The organism is Chthoniobacterales bacterium (assembly GCA_035274845.1).
Taxonomy (GTDB): domain Bacteria; phylum Verrucomicrobiota; class Verrucomicrobiia; order Chthoniobacterales; family UBA10450; genus AV80.
This window is the reverse complement of the sequence record DATENU010000024.1, coordinates 221,896-237,665: the sequence shown is the minus strand read 5'-3', so window position 1 is coordinate 237,665 and position 15,770 is coordinate 221,896. Positions and strand designations below refer to the sequence as shown.

Here is a 15,770-nt window from a genome sequence, read left to right as displayed (position 1 = left end):
GAATTCTGAATCGCTTGACAGGTGAACGGGGTTGGCGCGTACAATTCCGCTTTGAAGCAGCGTTCCGGCTCGCATCACCGACAAAATCGGGAGAGAAAAGGGGGAGTGAAACCGCGTTACTTCGACCTGAGCAAGCCGCTTGGTCCCGGTCCTAGAAAGGAAACTAAACTGCTGCTTGCGTTGAAATCGGGCGAGCAACTAATTCACGATCACGCTGGTTTTAAGACCCCAATGCGAAGCTGGATGTGGCAACTAAACCGTCGCTGGAACCGCAAGTTTCGGTACGGCCGTTCAGGCAGAGCTAATTCCGAAAAATATTGGATTCGTCCGGAACTGGTGGGCGACGCAAACCTTGAAACCGCCAACCGATGAACAAAATCGACCAAACCCCGAACCCGAACCGAGCTGATGTCGCGACGGTTGATGATTACGACGAGATGCCGCACCCGCCGAACACAGCGCTCGTGGAATGGGTGATTACCAAGATCGAGGCCACTTTCCGCAAGAGGAAGGAGCCGGGCTGGTCCGGAGACGATCTGATTTGCCTTGGAAAGGCCGTACAATTGTGCGGGGACCGCGAGGAATCAATTCCTCGCGGCGTCCAAAAACGGTTTGCGCGCAGCTGCGGAAAACTCGCGACCCCGATCATCCGCCACCGAGGTGACACCGGTTGGATGGAGTTCGGAGAGAAAGTTCGTCGAATTTCTGCGGTAGTGGATGCAGCTCTCTCCCTGGACAAAGCGATTGCCCTTATTGGCGCTTGTCTCGCTCCCGATGGAGCGAGGACTTTTTCCGAAGAGAACGCGGAGATCATCTTGGATGCGAAGTTACGCGCCGCACAGTTCCGCCGCGAAATGCCGAAGCGTCTTGCGGGCGACTTTCTAGCAAGCGCCCTCGCGCTGGAGCGCAAGGCACGCGAATCCTACGGCGATCCGGATTGGATCGCCCTCGCCCGGTTGCTGTTTATCTCTATTCCATCGGTGGCGTGGGTGCGGGACGCGGAAACTGCGATTGCGACAATGGCATCGTTCCTCAAGCCAGATGCCGCCGATTCGCAAGCCGAGCGCGAACTGCACTTCCAACGCATTCGTCGAGTTCTCAAACAGCTCAACTCGATCCGCCGGATCGGTCCCTACCTCTTACCGCATATTGTCGCGTCGCAACTTGAGGATGCTGCATACACATTCGTTCAGAGTGTTGTCGAATCGCCGTCCGCGCAGTGTGCAGCCCTCAAGCACGCGTTGCGAATTGGCAAAACCGCAGATGGGCTTGGCTATGAATGGCACGGGATACAGGTGTTTCCACCGATGGAGTACCTGCCGTAAGGGTCTCGTGAGTTTGATAAAAATGCATTCGACGCGGTGCCCGATCGCCATTGGGGCAGTCTCGGAGTAGCGGACGCAACCGCCAAGCGCGACGGAGGCATCTCCGAAGCCCACGGCGATGCCTCCGGAAAGTTTTCGTGGTGGCGCGACACGTCCCTCTGGCTGGGCTCCGAGGGATGCTTTTTTTCCTTCTACCCGAACGCGAGACTTGCCACACTTTGCCCATGATCCCCCAGAAACCCTCCACCAAAAAATCGAACAGCTAGCGATCTCGCTCGCCTTTCGATCCCCCCACATGACCTCACCCTCCTTTGATCAATATCTCCGCCTGCCTCCAGAGGAGCACGCTCGCCTAAACGATCTGTATTGGAAGCGGTTGGCCGATCCGCAGTATCTCGCGTTCCTTGCGGGGCTTTTCAGGATGTCGCTGCGCGGCATCGAGCGACCCAGCCGTTCCCAGCCCGTTCCACGAGTTCGCCTGCGCCGTGCTACGGCGGGAGCCGGAATTAAGCTCGATGATGCTGGATTTCGGATCATTCGGCGGTAACACTCGGCCAAATGAAAACGCATGAGGTGTTTGGGATTGCCGCTACGGTCCGTCCCGTTTCGTATATTGATCGCGGCGAATTGGACGCAGAATTCGGAACTTATCTGAACCGTGATTCACATATCGCGCTGAGGGGCGAGTCGAAGTGCGGAAAGTCCTGGCTTCGGCAAAATGCGATTCCTGACGCGCTGGTTGTGCAATGTCGATTGTCGAAAAGCGTGCGCGATGTCTACATCGACGCTCTGTCGCAGCTTGATATCCAACTTGTTGTGTCAGCAGAATCCAGCAGTGCCATTAAAGGTAAACTTACGGCCAAGGGAGAATTTGGAGTGAAGTTGCTGGCCAAAGTCGGTCTCGGCGCAGAACTTGGTGGGGCTTCAAATGAAGCGACGACATCGCAACAGGTGGGTCATGATATAAACGATCTTCGCTTCGTCGCGGACTTGATTCGGGAATCGGGGCGGCGCTTGGTTATTGAAGATTTTCACTATATGACAATCGCGGCGCGCCGGGAATTCGCATTCGATCTGAAGGCGTTGTGGGATTACAGATTGTTCGTCGTGATCGTCGGTGTCTGGAGTCAATCGAACATGCTCCTGCATCTCAATCCGGACCTTTCTGGTCGTGTCCACGAGATCGCGGTCGAATGGAACAGACCGGACCTGCGTCGCATTCTGGATAAAGGTGGAAGGGCTCTTGGAATAAATTTCTCTCCCCGCATTCAAGAACAGCTGGCGTCCCTTTCATTCGCTAATGCCGGGATCTTGCAGCAGCTCACTTTGAAGACTCTGGATGCAGCAGGAATTACCGACGGATTTTTCATCACAAAGGAATTCGACGATGCTGCCTCCCTCGAACAAGCGGCGCTCGAATACGCGGAGCTGCTTAATCCACTCTACCAACAGTTCGCGGCAAACGTGTCTGGCGGGATCAGAACGCGAAAGAACTCGACGGGCATTTATGCCCATGCCATTGCCGTGATAATGGATGCCTCCGATTCGGATCTTCTTAACGGTTTATCCCTTCAGGATATCTTCAAGGTTGCTCATGCACGACAGCACCGTATTCAAAGCGGGAACTTGAAAACGGTGCTGGAAAAAATCGAGGAGTTGCAAGTTGATGAGGATGGTCGCGGGATGGTGCTATCCTATAATCAGTCGACAGAGCGAGTGTACATTGTTGACAAGCAATTACTTTTGTATCGACGGTTTAGTACCGTTCACTGGCCGTGGGATAATTTAATCGCCGAGGCTGGCGACAAAGACGCGGCCTATGCCGGGGGCTGAAAGTGCGCGTTCCACGACCTCCCTTCGGCAGGCTCAATCCCTTTAGCGACTGCTCAACCTAGCGGTCGCTCGAGTCGCGAAATGTAATCGCGCGCTTTTGGAGAGCGCCCGGGCGCTACGAATAACACCTCCAGCGGTACCTGCAACACTTCCGCGAGAAACGCGGTCTCGAAATCGGACACCCACCGCCGCTGATCTTCAATCTTGGCAACGGTATCGCGCGAAATATCCCAGCCCTTCCGCTGGAGCAGTTCTGCCAGCTTCGGCTGAGATAGCCCACGATTATTACGAATTTGCCTCAACTGCGGGCCGATCATGTTGCGAGGGTTCTCCATCCGTGCCGAATCCGGCACTTGACGCTAGTAAATCTGCCGTGCTGTAATCGTGCCGAATTCCGCACGGGTTTGTTAATACCTGCAGCCGGGTTCTAGAGGGAGACTCTTTGGCACAGCTCGTCGCAATCTTTTTGGGGCTCGTGGCGCTTGCCGCAATTCTCGCTGCCGTAGGCTGCCTGATAACGAAGCTGTACCGCTTCTGCCTATTTCTCGCGGAAGAGGGTCGGCAAGAGACCGCCCTTGGTTACGCCATTGGTCGCGAGCTGGTGATGTTCGGCCTCGAATATGGCCTCACGTTTGCCGCCGTCGCCGCGTCAATGCCGAGCTCTTATACACGCGCCCAGACGATTCCAGCCGCAGCGGTGGCGTTCGTCGTCGGTGTGGCGATCTCTTACTATGGGATCGAACGGCCACGAAAAGATAAGGGTGCGCCACTTGGCAGTATCATAGTCATCGCGCAGTGTGCGTTCGCTCTCTTGATCGCTGGGTGGTGGTTTTCAGCAGAGCCATTGGATTCGAGAGTGTGGGTTTGGTATTTCGGCCTGTCTCTCGTATGTGTAGGGCGGTGGTATGTTGACACGAACTTGCAATCGTTGAGTGCTCTTTGGGAGGAGCGGAAGGCAGCGCTCCATCCCGAGATTTCGATTTCCAACATCGACTGGCCGACGGTCGCGTCGCTCCTACGTCGAGAATCTCCGCAGACGGAGATTCAAAGAGATGAAAGCTGGAAGCAAATTCAGGGGAAGAAGATAAAATGGACTGGCAAAGTTCATTCTGTGAGCGGCGAATACGTGGTGAAGGTTGATGTACAGATGGACCCGCGTTCTTCACCTTGGTGGGATTCGGATGTTTGGTTGTGGCTCCCCGATTCAGAACGTGATCGAGCCCTCCTGTTGTCCGAGGGCGACTCGATCACGTTTACAGGAATTCTTGGCGAAAACTATAGTAATTGCCTCGACCGCGCAGAAATCGTGTCGTGGCAATCGCCCCTGCAGGAATTCGGCAATCCCGCTACGGGGAATGGCAACCAGCCAGAGCATACAGCACCGCTGTAAATAGGCTGCGCCGGATTCTCTTGTTCCTGCGCAGCCAGCGCTTGGCGTAAGGTCGAGTTCGAAATCGTCGCGTCCTCACGCGGATAGGTAGGGGTGCGCCGCTTCCAATCGAGAAACCAACTTCCGAGACTCTCGCGCGTGCGCGCGCGACGCGCGCGGCCTTGCGGACGGCGCGGACGTGTCGCACGTCAATTCGCGGAGATATTTAGGCGACGAACTATCCCCTAAAAGCGACCGAAACTCTTGTCGAAAGGGGGAATTCCCGGGCGTGTTTTAATTTTGGGATGAACACGAAAAGAAAACTCAAACTCCCCGAATGTCTGTGCGGTTGCGGTGGTCGAACGAAAGGCGGCCGGTTTCTGCCTGGCCATGACGCAAAACTGAAAAAGGCGTTGGTCGCCGACGCCCGTGCAGGGAAAAAGCGGGCGCACAACAAGCTGGAGAAACTTGGGTGGTCAAAATTCTTGCGTCCGAAATCTGAATTGATGTCTCGATTATGAACGGAAGAATTGCACCGGGCTTTCCGCCGTCGTAAACTTCGGTAATGCTGCGCCCTAAATCGACCGTCTCAGAGCTGGACGGTCCTAGTGTCGTAGCGTCGCGGTCGGAGCGTTCTATCACGGCGACCGCCATCCCGCCGCAAACCGAATATGCGGGTGCCGCCACTCAGCATACACTCCATTGCGGCGACGCCCGAGCGATGGAGTGGATTCCAGATGCGAGCGTGCACCTTGTTGTAACGTCTCCGCCGTATTTTAATCTCAAACGCTACAACGCCCACGAGTCGCAGCTTGGCAACCTCGCCGATTTGGACAGTTTCCTAGACGAGATCGACAAAGTCTGGCGTCATTGCTATCGCGTATTGATACCCGGAGGACGACTCGTCTGTAACACCGGCGATGTTTGTCTTGCCCGCCGTCGAAACAACGGACGACACCTCGTAATTCCTCTGCATGCGCATTACTCCGTCCGCGCGGAGCGCCTCGGTTTTGACTATCTGACTCCAATCCTCTGGAACAAAATAGCCAACGCGGCGTTCGAAGCCGAAGGAAACGGTGGCGGATTTCTCGGAAAGCCTTACGAGCCCAACGGGATAATCAAGAATGATATCGAGTATATTCTGATGCTGCGAAAGCATGGCGCTTACCGACAACCCACATCAGATCAGAGATCGTCGTCTCGACTCACAAAGGAAGAACAGGCCCAGTGGTTTCGCCCCATTTGGACTGACCTCCGTGGGGAATCAACCAAACATCATCCCGCACCATTCCCCGTCGAACTTGCTTATCGTTTGGTAAGGATGTTTTCGTTTACTGGCGACACTGTCCTCGACCCATTTGGAGGCACGGGCTCAACGACGTTGGCTGCGATGAAGGCGAACAGAAACAGCATCATGAACGAGCTGGATGCAGAATACTTTCAACTCGCGCGAACAAAGATCGTGAATGCAGCCGCGCAACAGCACTTGTTTCGGCAGACTCCGCAAATCACGGTTCACCCGTAACGCTCCGCATAGCTGGAGGCGACCTTGAGCAAGAACGCCTCGTAATTGTCACTTTCTGCCAATTGTGGCGCTGGCGGAGAGGTGACCAAACTGCAATCGCTGGTGTTGTCACAATCAACGACAATCGTAGCGAAAGCGTCGAATCCTACGCCCGTCGCGCCGTCTCGACGTTTCAAACCGCGAAGGTGGCGCACCATGTCCGCAGTTACTTTGGGCTGCGAGTGTTTTGAAAACATTATCTCAGCTGGGGTCGGCGACTGCCGAAGAGGAGAGGCGAAACGCGGAGCCGCATTGACAACCACAATCCCGGTCGCGATCGCAGAAGATTCTCCTTGGTGAACAATTTCATGCGAGGAGGAGAGTTCATCAAAAATACGTGGCTTTGTCTTCGAGTGCTCCGTCATACACTGTTTTGCTTCACAAGAGAGTCGCACTTTGCCGATCGTTCCCGCCGGAAGGCCTTGTAATGTTAGCTCTCCTGGCCGCGGTCTGGTGGGCTCGCCAATCGCGAGATCCAACGCCTTGGTTTTGCCATTGTCGAAAACGACAACAGCGTTAATTCGGGCGAGAACTTCGCCCGTATTAATCTGCTCAGCCAACGGGGGACAGACGGCCTTCAAGTCATCCAAAACGAGTGCACACAAGCGTTTCGAGTGTTCGTCCGACCTCGGGTGATAGCGGTAAACCTTCCGGCCATGCTTTTTGTCATTGGCACGATTGGAACTCATCCATTTCGCAAACTGTTCGGGCGCAAGTAGTCCCGCGTTCTTTCTGTCTTTCACTAGCTTGGCAATCACCGGATAATCACACTAGTGGCGGATTGCGGATCGTAAAGGAGTTGTCTGGGAGCACGAACGGCGTTTAAGCCGTCATGAAAACACAACGGGATATCACACATTCTCACTATTGGGCTGATTGGGACCTCTCGATTGCGCCAAATATTATGCGCCGGGACACGCGACTGTATTGGCAACCGCAGATTAGTGGGACGGTTGGCAAGTGTGCTGGCACCTTCATCGGCGAGAACCCTGGTGGGGCTCAGTCCGTCTTTGGCCTCCAATTTTCGGGATATTCCCCCCTCGAACACCAGCAAATCCCCGGCGACCCTACGTTACGTCTTTTGTTCAGAGTCTGGCAGGAAGCGGCAACACTGCGGCTCATCGCACCGGCGCCCGACGACTACATTGAAATCCTCAACACTTATTATTTTCGAAACCCGAAAAGCGCGGGTGCGTTGACCGCATGGCGGCTTTCGGGTGGGAAAAATCTCTATTTCCCGGTTCCGAGCGGAAGTGGGAAGTTCATCGTGTTGGGGTGGGGGGTGAAACACAACACCAGCGCGGAGGCTGTAGGGTTTGTGCCTCATTTGCGGTGTTTTGACCGTATTCTCATTCCCACGAGCACCGGTCGCGTCGTCGTCTTGACCGGAGCGGCTTTGACGCAACCCGTCGCGCCCCCGCCGGTCAGTCCATCCGCGATTCTCATGAAGAGTGTTAAGCTAAAGCCAAGTTACGTGGCCAACTTGGCCGCACAGCTTCGATGATTAGCCGCTCAACGCGGCAATGCGATTGAGCATTTTGTGCGTATTGAGCAAATGCCAATGCGCGCCGCCAGGCGAAGGCACTCCACGCCTGTTCAATTCATCTCGGGTCTGTCGCACTTGCGTGATTCCAGCGCGTCGTAGCTCGGCGATGATTGGAACGTAAGCCTTGGCCCGGGCCAAGGCTTCGGCCTTGTGGCGTGCGGCGAGTGTGCGTCCGGTCGCACCGATATCGACCCCCCGTCGCTTCGCGGCCGCCAGCGCCTCCTTGGTTCGAATCGAAATTCGTCGGGCCTCCTCCTCCGCGAAGGCCGCGTGGAGATGCAGCATGAACCGATCTTTCGTTGGTTGATCGACCGCCAGAAAATTGACCCCCGTTTCCAAGAGGCCTGAAATGAAATGAACGTTCCGCGCCAGTCGATCCAGCTTCGCGATGCAGAGGGTCGCGCGTTTGGCACGGCACATCGCAATAGCCTCGTTCAGGGCTGGTCGATTCGAAGCTTTCTTGCCCGACTCGATTTCAGTGAACACCGCGATTATCGCGCCGCCTTTCTCCGTGATGTAGCGAGTGACCGAGTCGCGTTGTGCGTCCAATCCAAGGCCGCTGTGGCCTTGCTTGTTGGTGCTGACGCGGAAATAGCAAACCCACTTCTGTGCGGGGTTCCGTTTATTAACGAATGGTGGTTCATTCATAGACCACCATTAAAACATGCCGCACAAGGTCCGAATCCGAGGTGGAAACTTCCTTTTACCGCACGCCAGTTCCGGCTAGCTTTAAGGCTTTATAACATCATGAAAACATCCCGATAGATTAGGCCTTCGCTCCGACTAATCGCTGCTAAAGACAAACAACATGTACAACTTGCTCGTCTCCTCGGTCGAAGAAACGTGGAATGGAAGCCCCTGGCTTTTGGAGGTCGGTCGGTGCGTGAGGGAGTACACCGATACGGCAATCACCAAGCGTTTTGCTGAGCTCGATGCAAATGCTGTAAACGAACTCAGAAAGCTTCCGAGCATCTTCGCGTATGAAACGCCAAGCAAGGTTGCTCCCCAATTTGGCGTACTGAGAGACCTCACCAAGCGTCAGGGTCAGGTGCGAATCGAATACGAACTGCAAGAGGTCCATCCTTTCTTGTCGGCAAGGGACCTCGTTGCCCTCGCATTCGAACTCGACATTGGGAAGTGGGAAATGAATCGCACGCACTGGGCCGTTAAGGACATCAACCTCGCGAAGGAGCTACGAGCAAAGGGGATCACTCTTCCTGAGTGGGTTCGTGATATTTCAAAGGCCGTTGATATCACGACTCACGCGTTTGATGTTGCACTTTCTTTTCCAGGGGAGGCTCGGGTAACCGTGGAGGCAATCGCACTGGAACTCGAACGTCGGATAGGGCCAAATTCATACTTTTACGACAACAATTACGTGTCCCAACTGGCACGTCCGTCGCTCGACATCTTGCTCCAAGACATTTACCGCAGTCGAGCTAAGCTAGTTGTAGTGTTTCTCTGCGAGGAATACCAAGGAAAAGACTGGTGCGGTATCGAATTCCGGGCCATCCGAGAAATCATCATGAAACGGGACCACAAAAGGATCATGTTTGTTCGGTTAGACGACGGCGTGGTCGAGGGCGTATTCAATACCGATGGGTACATCGACGCCCGACAGTTCACGCCGGCGCAGATCGCGCAATTCATCCAAGAACGCGTTGAGCTTCTTGGCTAGGAGTGGTGAGGCGGAGCGGTAATTAACCGTGCCATATTCCTCGATCGGTTCAAACAGTCCAGACTTGGTTTAGTTCGATGCGATTTGCATCTTGCAGGTTTTCGAAGACGGCCCCCGCCGCAATCACCTGAGTTTTCTCGAACCCGGCTCGTCGTACCAGATCGACAAATGGTTCGATTACAAAATTCTCTTTGTCTCTGATCGACGTTTCCTCAAGTTCGGGAGGAAAGTCGAGTATCACCAAACCCGGATAATGACACTGCGCGCGACTCGTTAGGCGCAGTAGGCCATAATTATATGCGAGTAGAAAGTAGAGTGTGAGAGTGCCCCCGAGTTTTGTGTCCCATTTGCTGCCGCCGATCGTGATTCGAAACTGCCTCTCCCGCAGGGAGACCTTAATCCTGTTGTCGTGGGGCCACGCGCCGGGCTGGCGACGGTTTATGGCGTTCAAATAATCATTAATCCCATCTTCGAGCCACTCGGCGGCCTCTTCAAAATTGACCGCCCTCGATTGTTCCTGCACCTTGGTCTCAAGTTCGGCAACGGCTGCTTCGATCCGTCGAATCTCAGCCGTTAGTTGCTCACGCTTCGCGAATGTTATTTGTATCCGTTGGAGCTGTGCCAAACGTTCATCTAATTGACCTGTGCGAACATCCAACGCTGCGAGCTCGGGCGGTAGAATCGCGGCGGCTTTGCGGCGGATCGGCTGGAGCATTGCTTCCGTCCTTCTTTGCTTACCGCTCAAATCACGCTCGAGAACTACGTGCGCTTCAAGGTCGGCTCGCAATGTAGCGAGCAGTTCCATAGATTCAGCTTGCTCCGCCTTCAGTTGTGCCAATTCAAAATCAATTCGCTGATCCGACGGCGAAGTATTGGAGGGAACCTCATGCCGACAAACATAGCAGATAGACTGTTCGGTATGTGGGGGATCAAGCGAACGGTCGCAAGCGGGACAATGGGTAACTTTTAAGTCCGCCAAAGTGGCTCCCGCAGAGCGTGCTCTGGCTAGGCGATCAATTTCTTGGGTTACGTGCGAGCCGAAGAGCTCAATGTCCTTTGCACGTTGTTCGAGTTGAAGTCTCGCGGAACGAACGCTTTCCGCCTTTTCCCGAAATCTACTGAGTTCATTGCTGGTCTGTTGAAAAAAGGTTACACTGCTTTCATCCTGATCGCGTGTTCCATTCTCCGCTGACGTGGCAAGTTCTTCCAAAATGCGAGTTCGTTGCTGACGCGTAGCGTTAATGTGCTCCCTCACTGTAGACATAGCTGACGCAATCGATTCGGGCGTGAGAGCTACTGATCGGTCGGCTTCGTCGAGCAAGTCACGCGAAACTTCGTGTAACATGGTGAGAAACTGATCCTTGGCGGCCTGTAGCTCGAAGATCTGCTTCTGTTGTTTGACCAAATCGCCGAATTCATTCGAAAATACATGTTCCGCCAGCCCCAAAAATTGGAGAATGCACGCGTGTTGTTCACTGGTGGGTTGCATTTCAGCGAGATCGGCCCAGAAATGTTGCCGGCGGTAAATGTGACGACTCAGGCTTCGCCAGCTTAGCTCTGGCCACGGTCGCTTGCCGTAGGCGTCGCCTTGAGGATAATGAAGGACAGGAATTCCGAGACGTTTATTTAATATTGTGCAGAAGTCCGGCGCGAGCATCTCTGCGCCGTCCAAAAAGACCTTTGAACGCGACCCTGGTTCATTCCAGCGACGCTCTATCGTCGCGGGTACGCCGCTTATTTCAGCGCTTACGGATATCGAAACAAATTTCTCGGCCAGATCGTTTCCGAATACCTCCTCCGGCGGCTTCCGACTGCCTAATGCATAATCAAGCATTTGGAGCCACTTGGTTTTCCCTGTGTTCGGTCGACCGACTATGACATTAACGCCTTCGTCGAATAATAGTTCTTCAACATCTCCCGCGAGATGGCGTCGAGTAATTCCGCGAATGAGTAAGCTATTCACTTTTCGTTATGCTTTCTCCATGTCGAAGGAGGGCGACTTCCTTTTCGAAGACCCTGTAAATAAGATTTTTTATTGAAGCTCCGCTTTTTTGACCGAAAACTTTTTTCACGCGTTTCATTTGACCGCACACGACAGCGAAGTTTGGGTCCATGCGTAATTGTGACGCGATGCCTTTGCCTTTTGGCGTTAGAGTTAAATTGAACGCTCGTCCCACCCGCGTCGTCTGAATCAAACCTCTGGCCTCAAGATATCCGAGGACTTGGTAGTATCGCTTGTCCCAGGGGCCGTAATGGTGCCGAACCATCGCGGACTCAACGGTCGTTTCAATGTCCTCTACGTCCAGTCCCAAGGTTTGACAAGCTCTTCGAAAAAAATCAGGATAACGGACGAAGAAGTCGAGTTTCGCGAGTTTTGTCAGGCTATCGATACGGCCGCCCGTGCCACAAATGGCAAACAGCAGAAGAATCCGAGCAGCGTGGAACTCTAAGATATCATCAGCACGTAAGGGTACTCCCGCGGGTGTTGCAGCCAAGCCTCGCGTCGATCTCATGCCGTTACGCGTTGAAAACGATGCAGGCAGCGATCGGTGATGTTGTACATGCAGCCTTGCAAGTCGGCCAGCGAGGGTCTCTGCCGAGGAGGATGTGTATTCCGATAATTGGAGAGTTCTTGTAGACACCGGGCGTGGAATGACGGCCCGTCGTCGGTTAGTGCGCCCGCATCTAGCTGTGAGCGTACTTGATTTAGCAACGCTAGAACCTCCTCGCTCAAGGTCGGTTCGTCACCAATTTCCAAATATCGGGGCGTCAACGAGCGGGAGCGGTAAAACCGGCGTTGTTCTTGGGCCTGTAAAATCGTGTCGATTGGCAAATTGGCCTTTTCCATCTTCTCCCGAAGTTTCCTGCCGCCCGTGGGCGAAGGTATACCGAACAGAGTGTTGACACTTGCCCCAAGGAAATCGCCAAATGTCGCCGCCGTAAACCGCTTGCTCTCACGGTGAGTCGTGGCGCTAAGTTTACTCATGTCAGAGACTTTGCCCAGAATGTGTGCGTACAGTTCTTGAAGTTGCCCCTGGAGCGGGGGTGTCCCATTTGTCTCAAGTACCTTTGTTAGCTTTAACAGGTTGTGGTCGCGAACGGCGCTCTCGGAATCATGGCAATTAAGGAGCGAGCGATTTAGCCAGTCCTTACAGGTGGCACCATTTGCAGAACGAATCTTTTCTAATCTTCGCGGCAGTCGACCAATCAGCTCATTAATCTGGTTTTGCTGAGCTCGTCGTGCCGAGCAATCGCGATCAAGCGTGAGCACCGAAAGCTCGGAATTAAACGGAATCGCAGTGACTAGCCTAAACAGTGTCGGTTCCGAACACCGGTCATATTCAAGTGACCTCTCCATCACTGAAAGACCTGCATTATCTGCCGTATAGAGCTTCGACAGTGACCATAACTGGTCGAGTTGGGTGCTTTTGACCTGGATAAATTCCACTAGCAAAGCGGAATCTGACTTCCACAGCAGAGTTATATCATCTTGTGTTTCCAACCATACTTCTTGAAGTTGACCGTTGGTTAACAACTCCAAGCAAAAATCAATGGCTACGTGATCTTGGAATGCAAATCCCTGTCGGGCGGTTGACCCGCCAGTCTCGATTGGTGGCAAATCGTATATCGAGACTGCGATACGAGTCATTGGTAAACTCTCAGCGCCGGAGCGCGTTGAACGATTATTGGGGGCGGTGACACGGCTTTTGCAATCATTCTGGGGTCAACTGGCGTGATTCTAGTCGATCGAGCAGCCCCAGGGCAAGGAAATCACAACTGAACATTTTCAATCTTGGCCCGTTCTTTAAGCGCGTCCGGAAATCCGACGCACTTTTGGTTGTTTAAGCGCGCAGCCGAATCTTGGCATTCTCGGCTCCGGCGGTATTCTGTGAGGAATTGCCGCCAGCCGTCTCTCATTGCCCCACAATGAGCGAGAGAGACGGCATTTGTGCTCAGAGCATCGTAGCTCACGGTGTGCCCTGCAGGTGCGCTATTGGCTGACTGGGTAATGGAGGAACCTCCGTGTTTTCCAACATCGATTCGACCGTAAGGACCATGGCTTCCCACTCCGCAGTCAGCAGGCTTACGAGCAGTTTCTCAAGTTCCGTCGCGTCTTTTTGGAGCTCCTGGTCCGTCATATCGCGAATCGCTACTCTGTAGCCTGTCCCTTGCCCCCATCGTTCTTCGCACTGATCCCAAAACGCGCTGTGTTTGGCGAGAGTTTGTTTGAAGGCTTCCCTGCCCGCAGATTGAATTCGCCGATAGCTTTCGTCGATCAAAGCGTCTAGCCGCCGATTCACTCCTTCGAGGAATTCCTTTGCGGGTGAAAGGTCATCGTTGTTTCTAAGGTTATTGGCGATGACTTTGAACTTTTCGATTCGTGCCCCGATCTGCTCTACTGCCAATCGACGAACTCCAAATGCCAAGTGGTGGTAGTAATCAAGATTGTACCAGTCGCCATAACGGCGAACCGCAGCGCGGATTGTGCTCGCGTATCGAGTTCCATCAATCGCGGCCACCAGTGGTTGTTGCACGCCTTCTTGAGATAATTCAATTTGGCGATTGCCCCTGATCCACGAACGCAGATCACTCATTACATGTTCGAAAACCATTCGGATCTGCTCGTCTTGCCTGTTATCGCTCAGGTTATCGACGGCCTCCACCAGGTGTGTGATCTGATTCGCAAAGTATGTCCTATGCTCCTCGATCTTCCGTATTAGCAGTTCCCGCAGTTCGTCTGGTCGTTCCTCCCGCGCATTGAAGAACTCGACGGCGATGTCGGCCAATCCTTGTTGACTCAGCCTTAACCGGATTTGGTCGCGCTTTAGCTCGCAGCCTTCTTGCTCGTCTTCAACGCGAACGCCGTCATCGTGTTTCACAGCGAGTGCCTCCTCGGGGCGGGCAAGAACAAGGAGAATTGTTTTCGGTGCAATATCACGGGCACCTGAATCCTTTGCGCGGCGAAGAAGAGTCTGGAGAGCAATTTCAGGCGCATCGTTGAAGCGACTACAGAGAACGACCAACGTCTTCGAGTCGTCAAAGTGGCATTCGAGGTCTTGACGTTCGGCGGTTTGATCAATGCCTTTCGTGTCAACGATTCGAATCGCTAGCTCCTGAGTATTCAGGACTGGCTCGGGCACGATGATCTCGATTTTGTGCGGTAAGGTGAATTCTGGATGACGACCATTATTGATGGCCGCAAAGATTTCCTGCAGCCAGGCGCTGGGGGGGTGGGGGTGATTTTCGGGATACCATGCGTCCCGGCGATTGCGGCGGAGCAGGTCCATTTTCGTTAAAATGTGCACGCATAGTTCCTGGGCGCTGCCCAATTGTATTGCTAAGTCCTTCGCTGGATCAAAGCGAACACGACGCCCATTTAGCTCCCGCCGCCGTTCCGTCATGCCGGCCATGTTGCGGATAGCTCTGACGACCTCTTTAGAGAGACCCAGCGTGTCACCCTCTTCTTCTTGCTCCACGCTAGGCGAAACTGGCTTTGCCTGCGTCACAATGTAATCCGACAAGTCTTCTACATCCCGTCGAATTGACTCCTCACTTCGTGGTACTATTCTGATGCCGTATCGCGGCCCTTGCGCAATGTGGACTTCACAAAGTGTGATTCCTCCAGCTCCCGTTTCTAAAACAATCTGGCGATCAAGTTTCGGCTCGTCGATCCGGAGGAGTCCGGTCAATTTGCAGATTGCAGTCGACTTTCCGACACCGATGCTTCCGATAACGGCGATCTGATGATCGCGGGTGACCAATAGTTTGATAACGCGACGCAGTTCTCCCTCGTAAAGGTCAATCTGACGGAGAAATACGGCCTTTAAATTCGGATCACGGCGGAGCGCGGCTACCTTCCTGAGAGCGAGATTTGCTTCCCAGAGAGCGCCGCGATTTGGGTGGTCAAACTCGGGGCGGGTGACTTCGTCCCATTCTTGGTTTAGGAACTCAGTTAGCTCCGCGGCCTTGGGCGTTCCGATCGCCTTTAAAAGAGCTGAGATATCCTCATAGCTTGCCAGTTTGTCGCCGGACTCAATCCTGGAAAGCGTCGCGGTGCTGAACGTAACTGCCTGCGCGAGCTGAGATTGTGTTAATCCAGCGGCCTCTCGTACCGTGGCCAGATATCGGCCCGTCGTTGGAGCTGCGTAGGATTCGTCGCTTATCATTGTCGCTGTGGATGCTGTCATATAGAAATTGAGTGTTTGCTGAAAGCATTCACAAAGCAAGAGATTTGTTTCAGGCTGATCAATAATCTGCCTCCGACGAAGTAACAAGCTGCGCCCAGTAGCCTGATCACGCGTTGAAATGCGAGTGGTGACACCGTCATCCGCTCGATAACGGATGACGGTACCACCAACGTGCGGCTTTTGGCTGAGTACCGAATAGGGCTTCTTACTTTGGCGGAAAAATCAGAAAGGGCTTGCCTAGCGAGCGCGATTTAGGATTTGCTGCCT

At 53.8% G+C, this 15,770-nt stretch carries 14 protein-coding genes; 7 read left to right on the top strand and 7 right to left on the bottom strand.

Going from position 1 to position 15,770, the window contains the following annotated elements:
- The first annotated feature begins 105 nt into the window (after positions 1-105).
- The 3 genes from VJU77_19000 (at position 106) to VJU77_18990 (ending at position 3,158) form a co-directional block, all read left to right on the top strand.
- Positions 106-372 (top strand): hypothetical protein, encoded by a 267-nt coding sequence (locus tag VJU77_19000; GenBank protein HKP05445.1) that lies wholly within the window; start codon positions 106-108, stop codon positions 370-372.
- Positions 369-1,325: a hypothetical protein gene (locus tag VJU77_18995; protein ID HKP05444.1), complete on the top strand. Its 957-nt coding sequence runs from the start codon at positions 369-371 to the stop codon at positions 1,323-1,325. The genes VJU77_19000 and VJU77_18995 overlap by 4 nt, the downstream gene beginning before the upstream one ends.
- 558 nt (positions 1,326-1,883) lie before the next feature.
- A complete protein-coding gene (locus VJU77_18990) occupies positions 1,884-3,158 on the top strand; it encodes a hypothetical protein (GenBank protein HKP05443.1) in 1,275 nt (424 codons plus the stop codon).
- Between the two features lie 53 nt (positions 3,159-3,211).
- Here the strand turns inward: VJU77_18990 and VJU77_18985 are convergent, their stop codons facing one another.
- The gene (locus tag VJU77_18985) at positions 3,212-3,493 is read right to left on the bottom strand and encodes a helix-turn-helix transcriptional regulator (protein HKP05442.1); all 282 of its coding nucleotides are present in this window, start codon (positions 3,491-3,493) and stop codon (positions 3,212-3,214) included.
- Between the two features lie 107 nt (positions 3,494-3,600).
- On the opposite strand from VJU77_18985, the gene VJU77_18980 reads away from it, so the two are divergent.
- Both VJU77_18980 and VJU77_18975 read left to right on the top strand, forming a co-directional pair.
- Entirely contained in the window at positions 3,601-4,548 is a 948-nt protein-coding gene (locus tag VJU77_18980) for a hypothetical protein (protein HKP05441.1), read from the top strand.
- A 544-nt stretch (positions 4,549-5,092) separates the two neighbouring features.
- The gene (locus tag VJU77_18975; protein ID HKP05440.1) at positions 5,093-6,052 is read left to right on the top strand and encodes a site-specific DNA-methyltransferase; all 960 of its coding nucleotides are present in this window, start codon (positions 5,093-5,095) and stop codon (positions 6,050-6,052) included.
- On the opposite strand, the gene VJU77_18970 is transcribed toward VJU77_18975, so the two are convergent.
- On the bottom strand, positions 6,043-6,849 hold the full coding sequence (locus tag VJU77_18970) for a hypothetical protein (protein ID HKP05439.1): 807 nt from the start codon (positions 6,847-6,849) through the stop codon (positions 6,043-6,045). The two genes, VJU77_18975 and VJU77_18970, sit on opposite strands and share 10 nt — an antisense overlap.
- Before the next feature lie 74 nt (positions 6,850-6,923).
- Here VJU77_18970 and VJU77_18965 point away from each other — a divergent pair, with 74 nt between their 5' ends.
- A complete protein-coding gene (locus tag VJU77_18965) occupies positions 6,924-7,595 on the top strand; it encodes a hypothetical protein (GenBank protein HKP05438.1) in 672 nt (223 codons plus the stop codon).
- Here the strand turns inward: VJU77_18965 and VJU77_18960 are convergent, their stop codons facing one another.
- Positions 7,596-8,285, bottom strand: coding sequence for a recombinase family protein (locus VJU77_18960; protein ID HKP05437.1), 690 nt, complete (start codon positions 8,283-8,285; stop codon positions 7,596-7,598).
- 160 nt (positions 8,286-8,445) lie between these two features.
- On the opposite strand from VJU77_18960, the gene VJU77_18955 reads away from it, so the two are divergent.
- Complete coding sequence (locus VJU77_18955) at positions 8,446-9,315, top strand: TIR domain-containing protein (protein ID HKP05436.1); 870 nt, start codon at positions 8,446-8,448, stop codon at positions 9,313-9,315.
- Between the two features lie 49 nt (positions 9,316-9,364).
- On the opposite strand, the gene VJU77_18950 is transcribed toward VJU77_18955, so the two are convergent.
- The 4 genes from VJU77_18950 to VJU77_18935 form a co-directional block, all read right to left on the bottom strand.
- Complete coding sequence (locus tag VJU77_18950) at positions 9,365-11,278, bottom strand: hypothetical protein (protein HKP05435.1); 1,914 nt, start codon at positions 11,276-11,278, stop codon at positions 9,365-9,367.
- Positions 11,271-11,828, bottom strand: coding sequence for a hypothetical protein (locus tag VJU77_18945; protein HKP05434.1), 558 nt, complete (start codon positions 11,826-11,828; stop codon positions 11,271-11,273). The genes VJU77_18950 and VJU77_18945 overlap by 8 nt, the downstream gene beginning before the upstream one ends.
- A complete protein-coding gene (locus VJU77_18940; protein ID HKP05433.1) occupies positions 11,825-12,964 on the bottom strand; it encodes a dsDNA nuclease domain-containing protein in 1,140 nt (379 codons plus the stop codon). The genes VJU77_18945 and VJU77_18940 overlap by 4 nt, the downstream gene beginning before the upstream one ends.
- Before the next feature lie 319 nt (positions 12,965-13,283).
- Positions 13,284-15,503 carry a helix-turn-helix transcriptional regulator gene (locus VJU77_18935; GenBank protein ID HKP05432.1) on the bottom strand — a complete coding sequence of 740 codons (2,220 nt, stop codon included), beginning with the start codon at positions 15,501-15,503 and terminating at the stop codon, positions 13,284-13,286.
- Between the last annotated feature and the right edge of the window lie 267 nt (positions 15,504-15,770).

What these genes read in the sequence shown, in the direction of transcription:
- VJU77_18995 (HKP05444.1), top strand. Translation starts at nt 369, where the DNA reads ATGAACAAAATCGACCAAACCCCGAACCCGAACCGAGCTGATGTCGCG.
- VJU77_18990 (HKP05443.1), top strand. Translation starts at nt 1,884, where the DNA reads ATGAAAACGCATGAGGTGTTTGGGATTGCCGCTACGGTCCGTCCCGTT.
- VJU77_18985 (HKP05442.1), bottom strand. Translation starts at nt 3,493, where the DNA reads ATGGAGAACCCTCGCAACATGATCGGCCCGCAGTTGAGGCAAATTCGT.
- VJU77_18975 (HKP05440.1), top strand. Translation starts at nt 5,093, where the DNA reads ATGCTGCGCCCTAAATCGACCGTCTCAGAGCTGGACGGTCCTAGTGTC.
- VJU77_18965 (HKP05438.1), top strand. Translation starts at nt 6,924, where the DNA reads ATGAAAACACAACGGGATATCACACATTCTCACTATTGGGCTGATTGG.
- VJU77_18960 (HKP05437.1), bottom strand. Translation starts at nt 8,285, where the DNA reads ATGAATGAACCACCATTCGTTAATAAACGGAACCCCGCACAGAAGTGG.
- VJU77_18955 (HKP05436.1), top strand. Translation starts at nt 8,446, where the DNA reads ATGTACAACTTGCTCGTCTCCTCGGTCGAAGAAACGTGGAATGGAAGC.
- VJU77_18945 (HKP05434.1), bottom strand. Translation starts at nt 11,828, where the DNA reads ATGAGATCGACGCGAGGCTTGGCTGCAACACCCGCGGGAGTACCCTTA.
- VJU77_18940 (HKP05433.1), bottom strand. Translation starts at nt 12,964, where the DNA reads ATGACTCGTATCGCAGTCTCGATATACGATTTGCCACCAATCGAGACT.
- VJU77_18935 (HKP05432.1), bottom strand. Translation starts at nt 15,503, where the DNA reads ATGACAGCATCCACAGCGACAATGATAAGCGACGAATCCTACGCAGCT.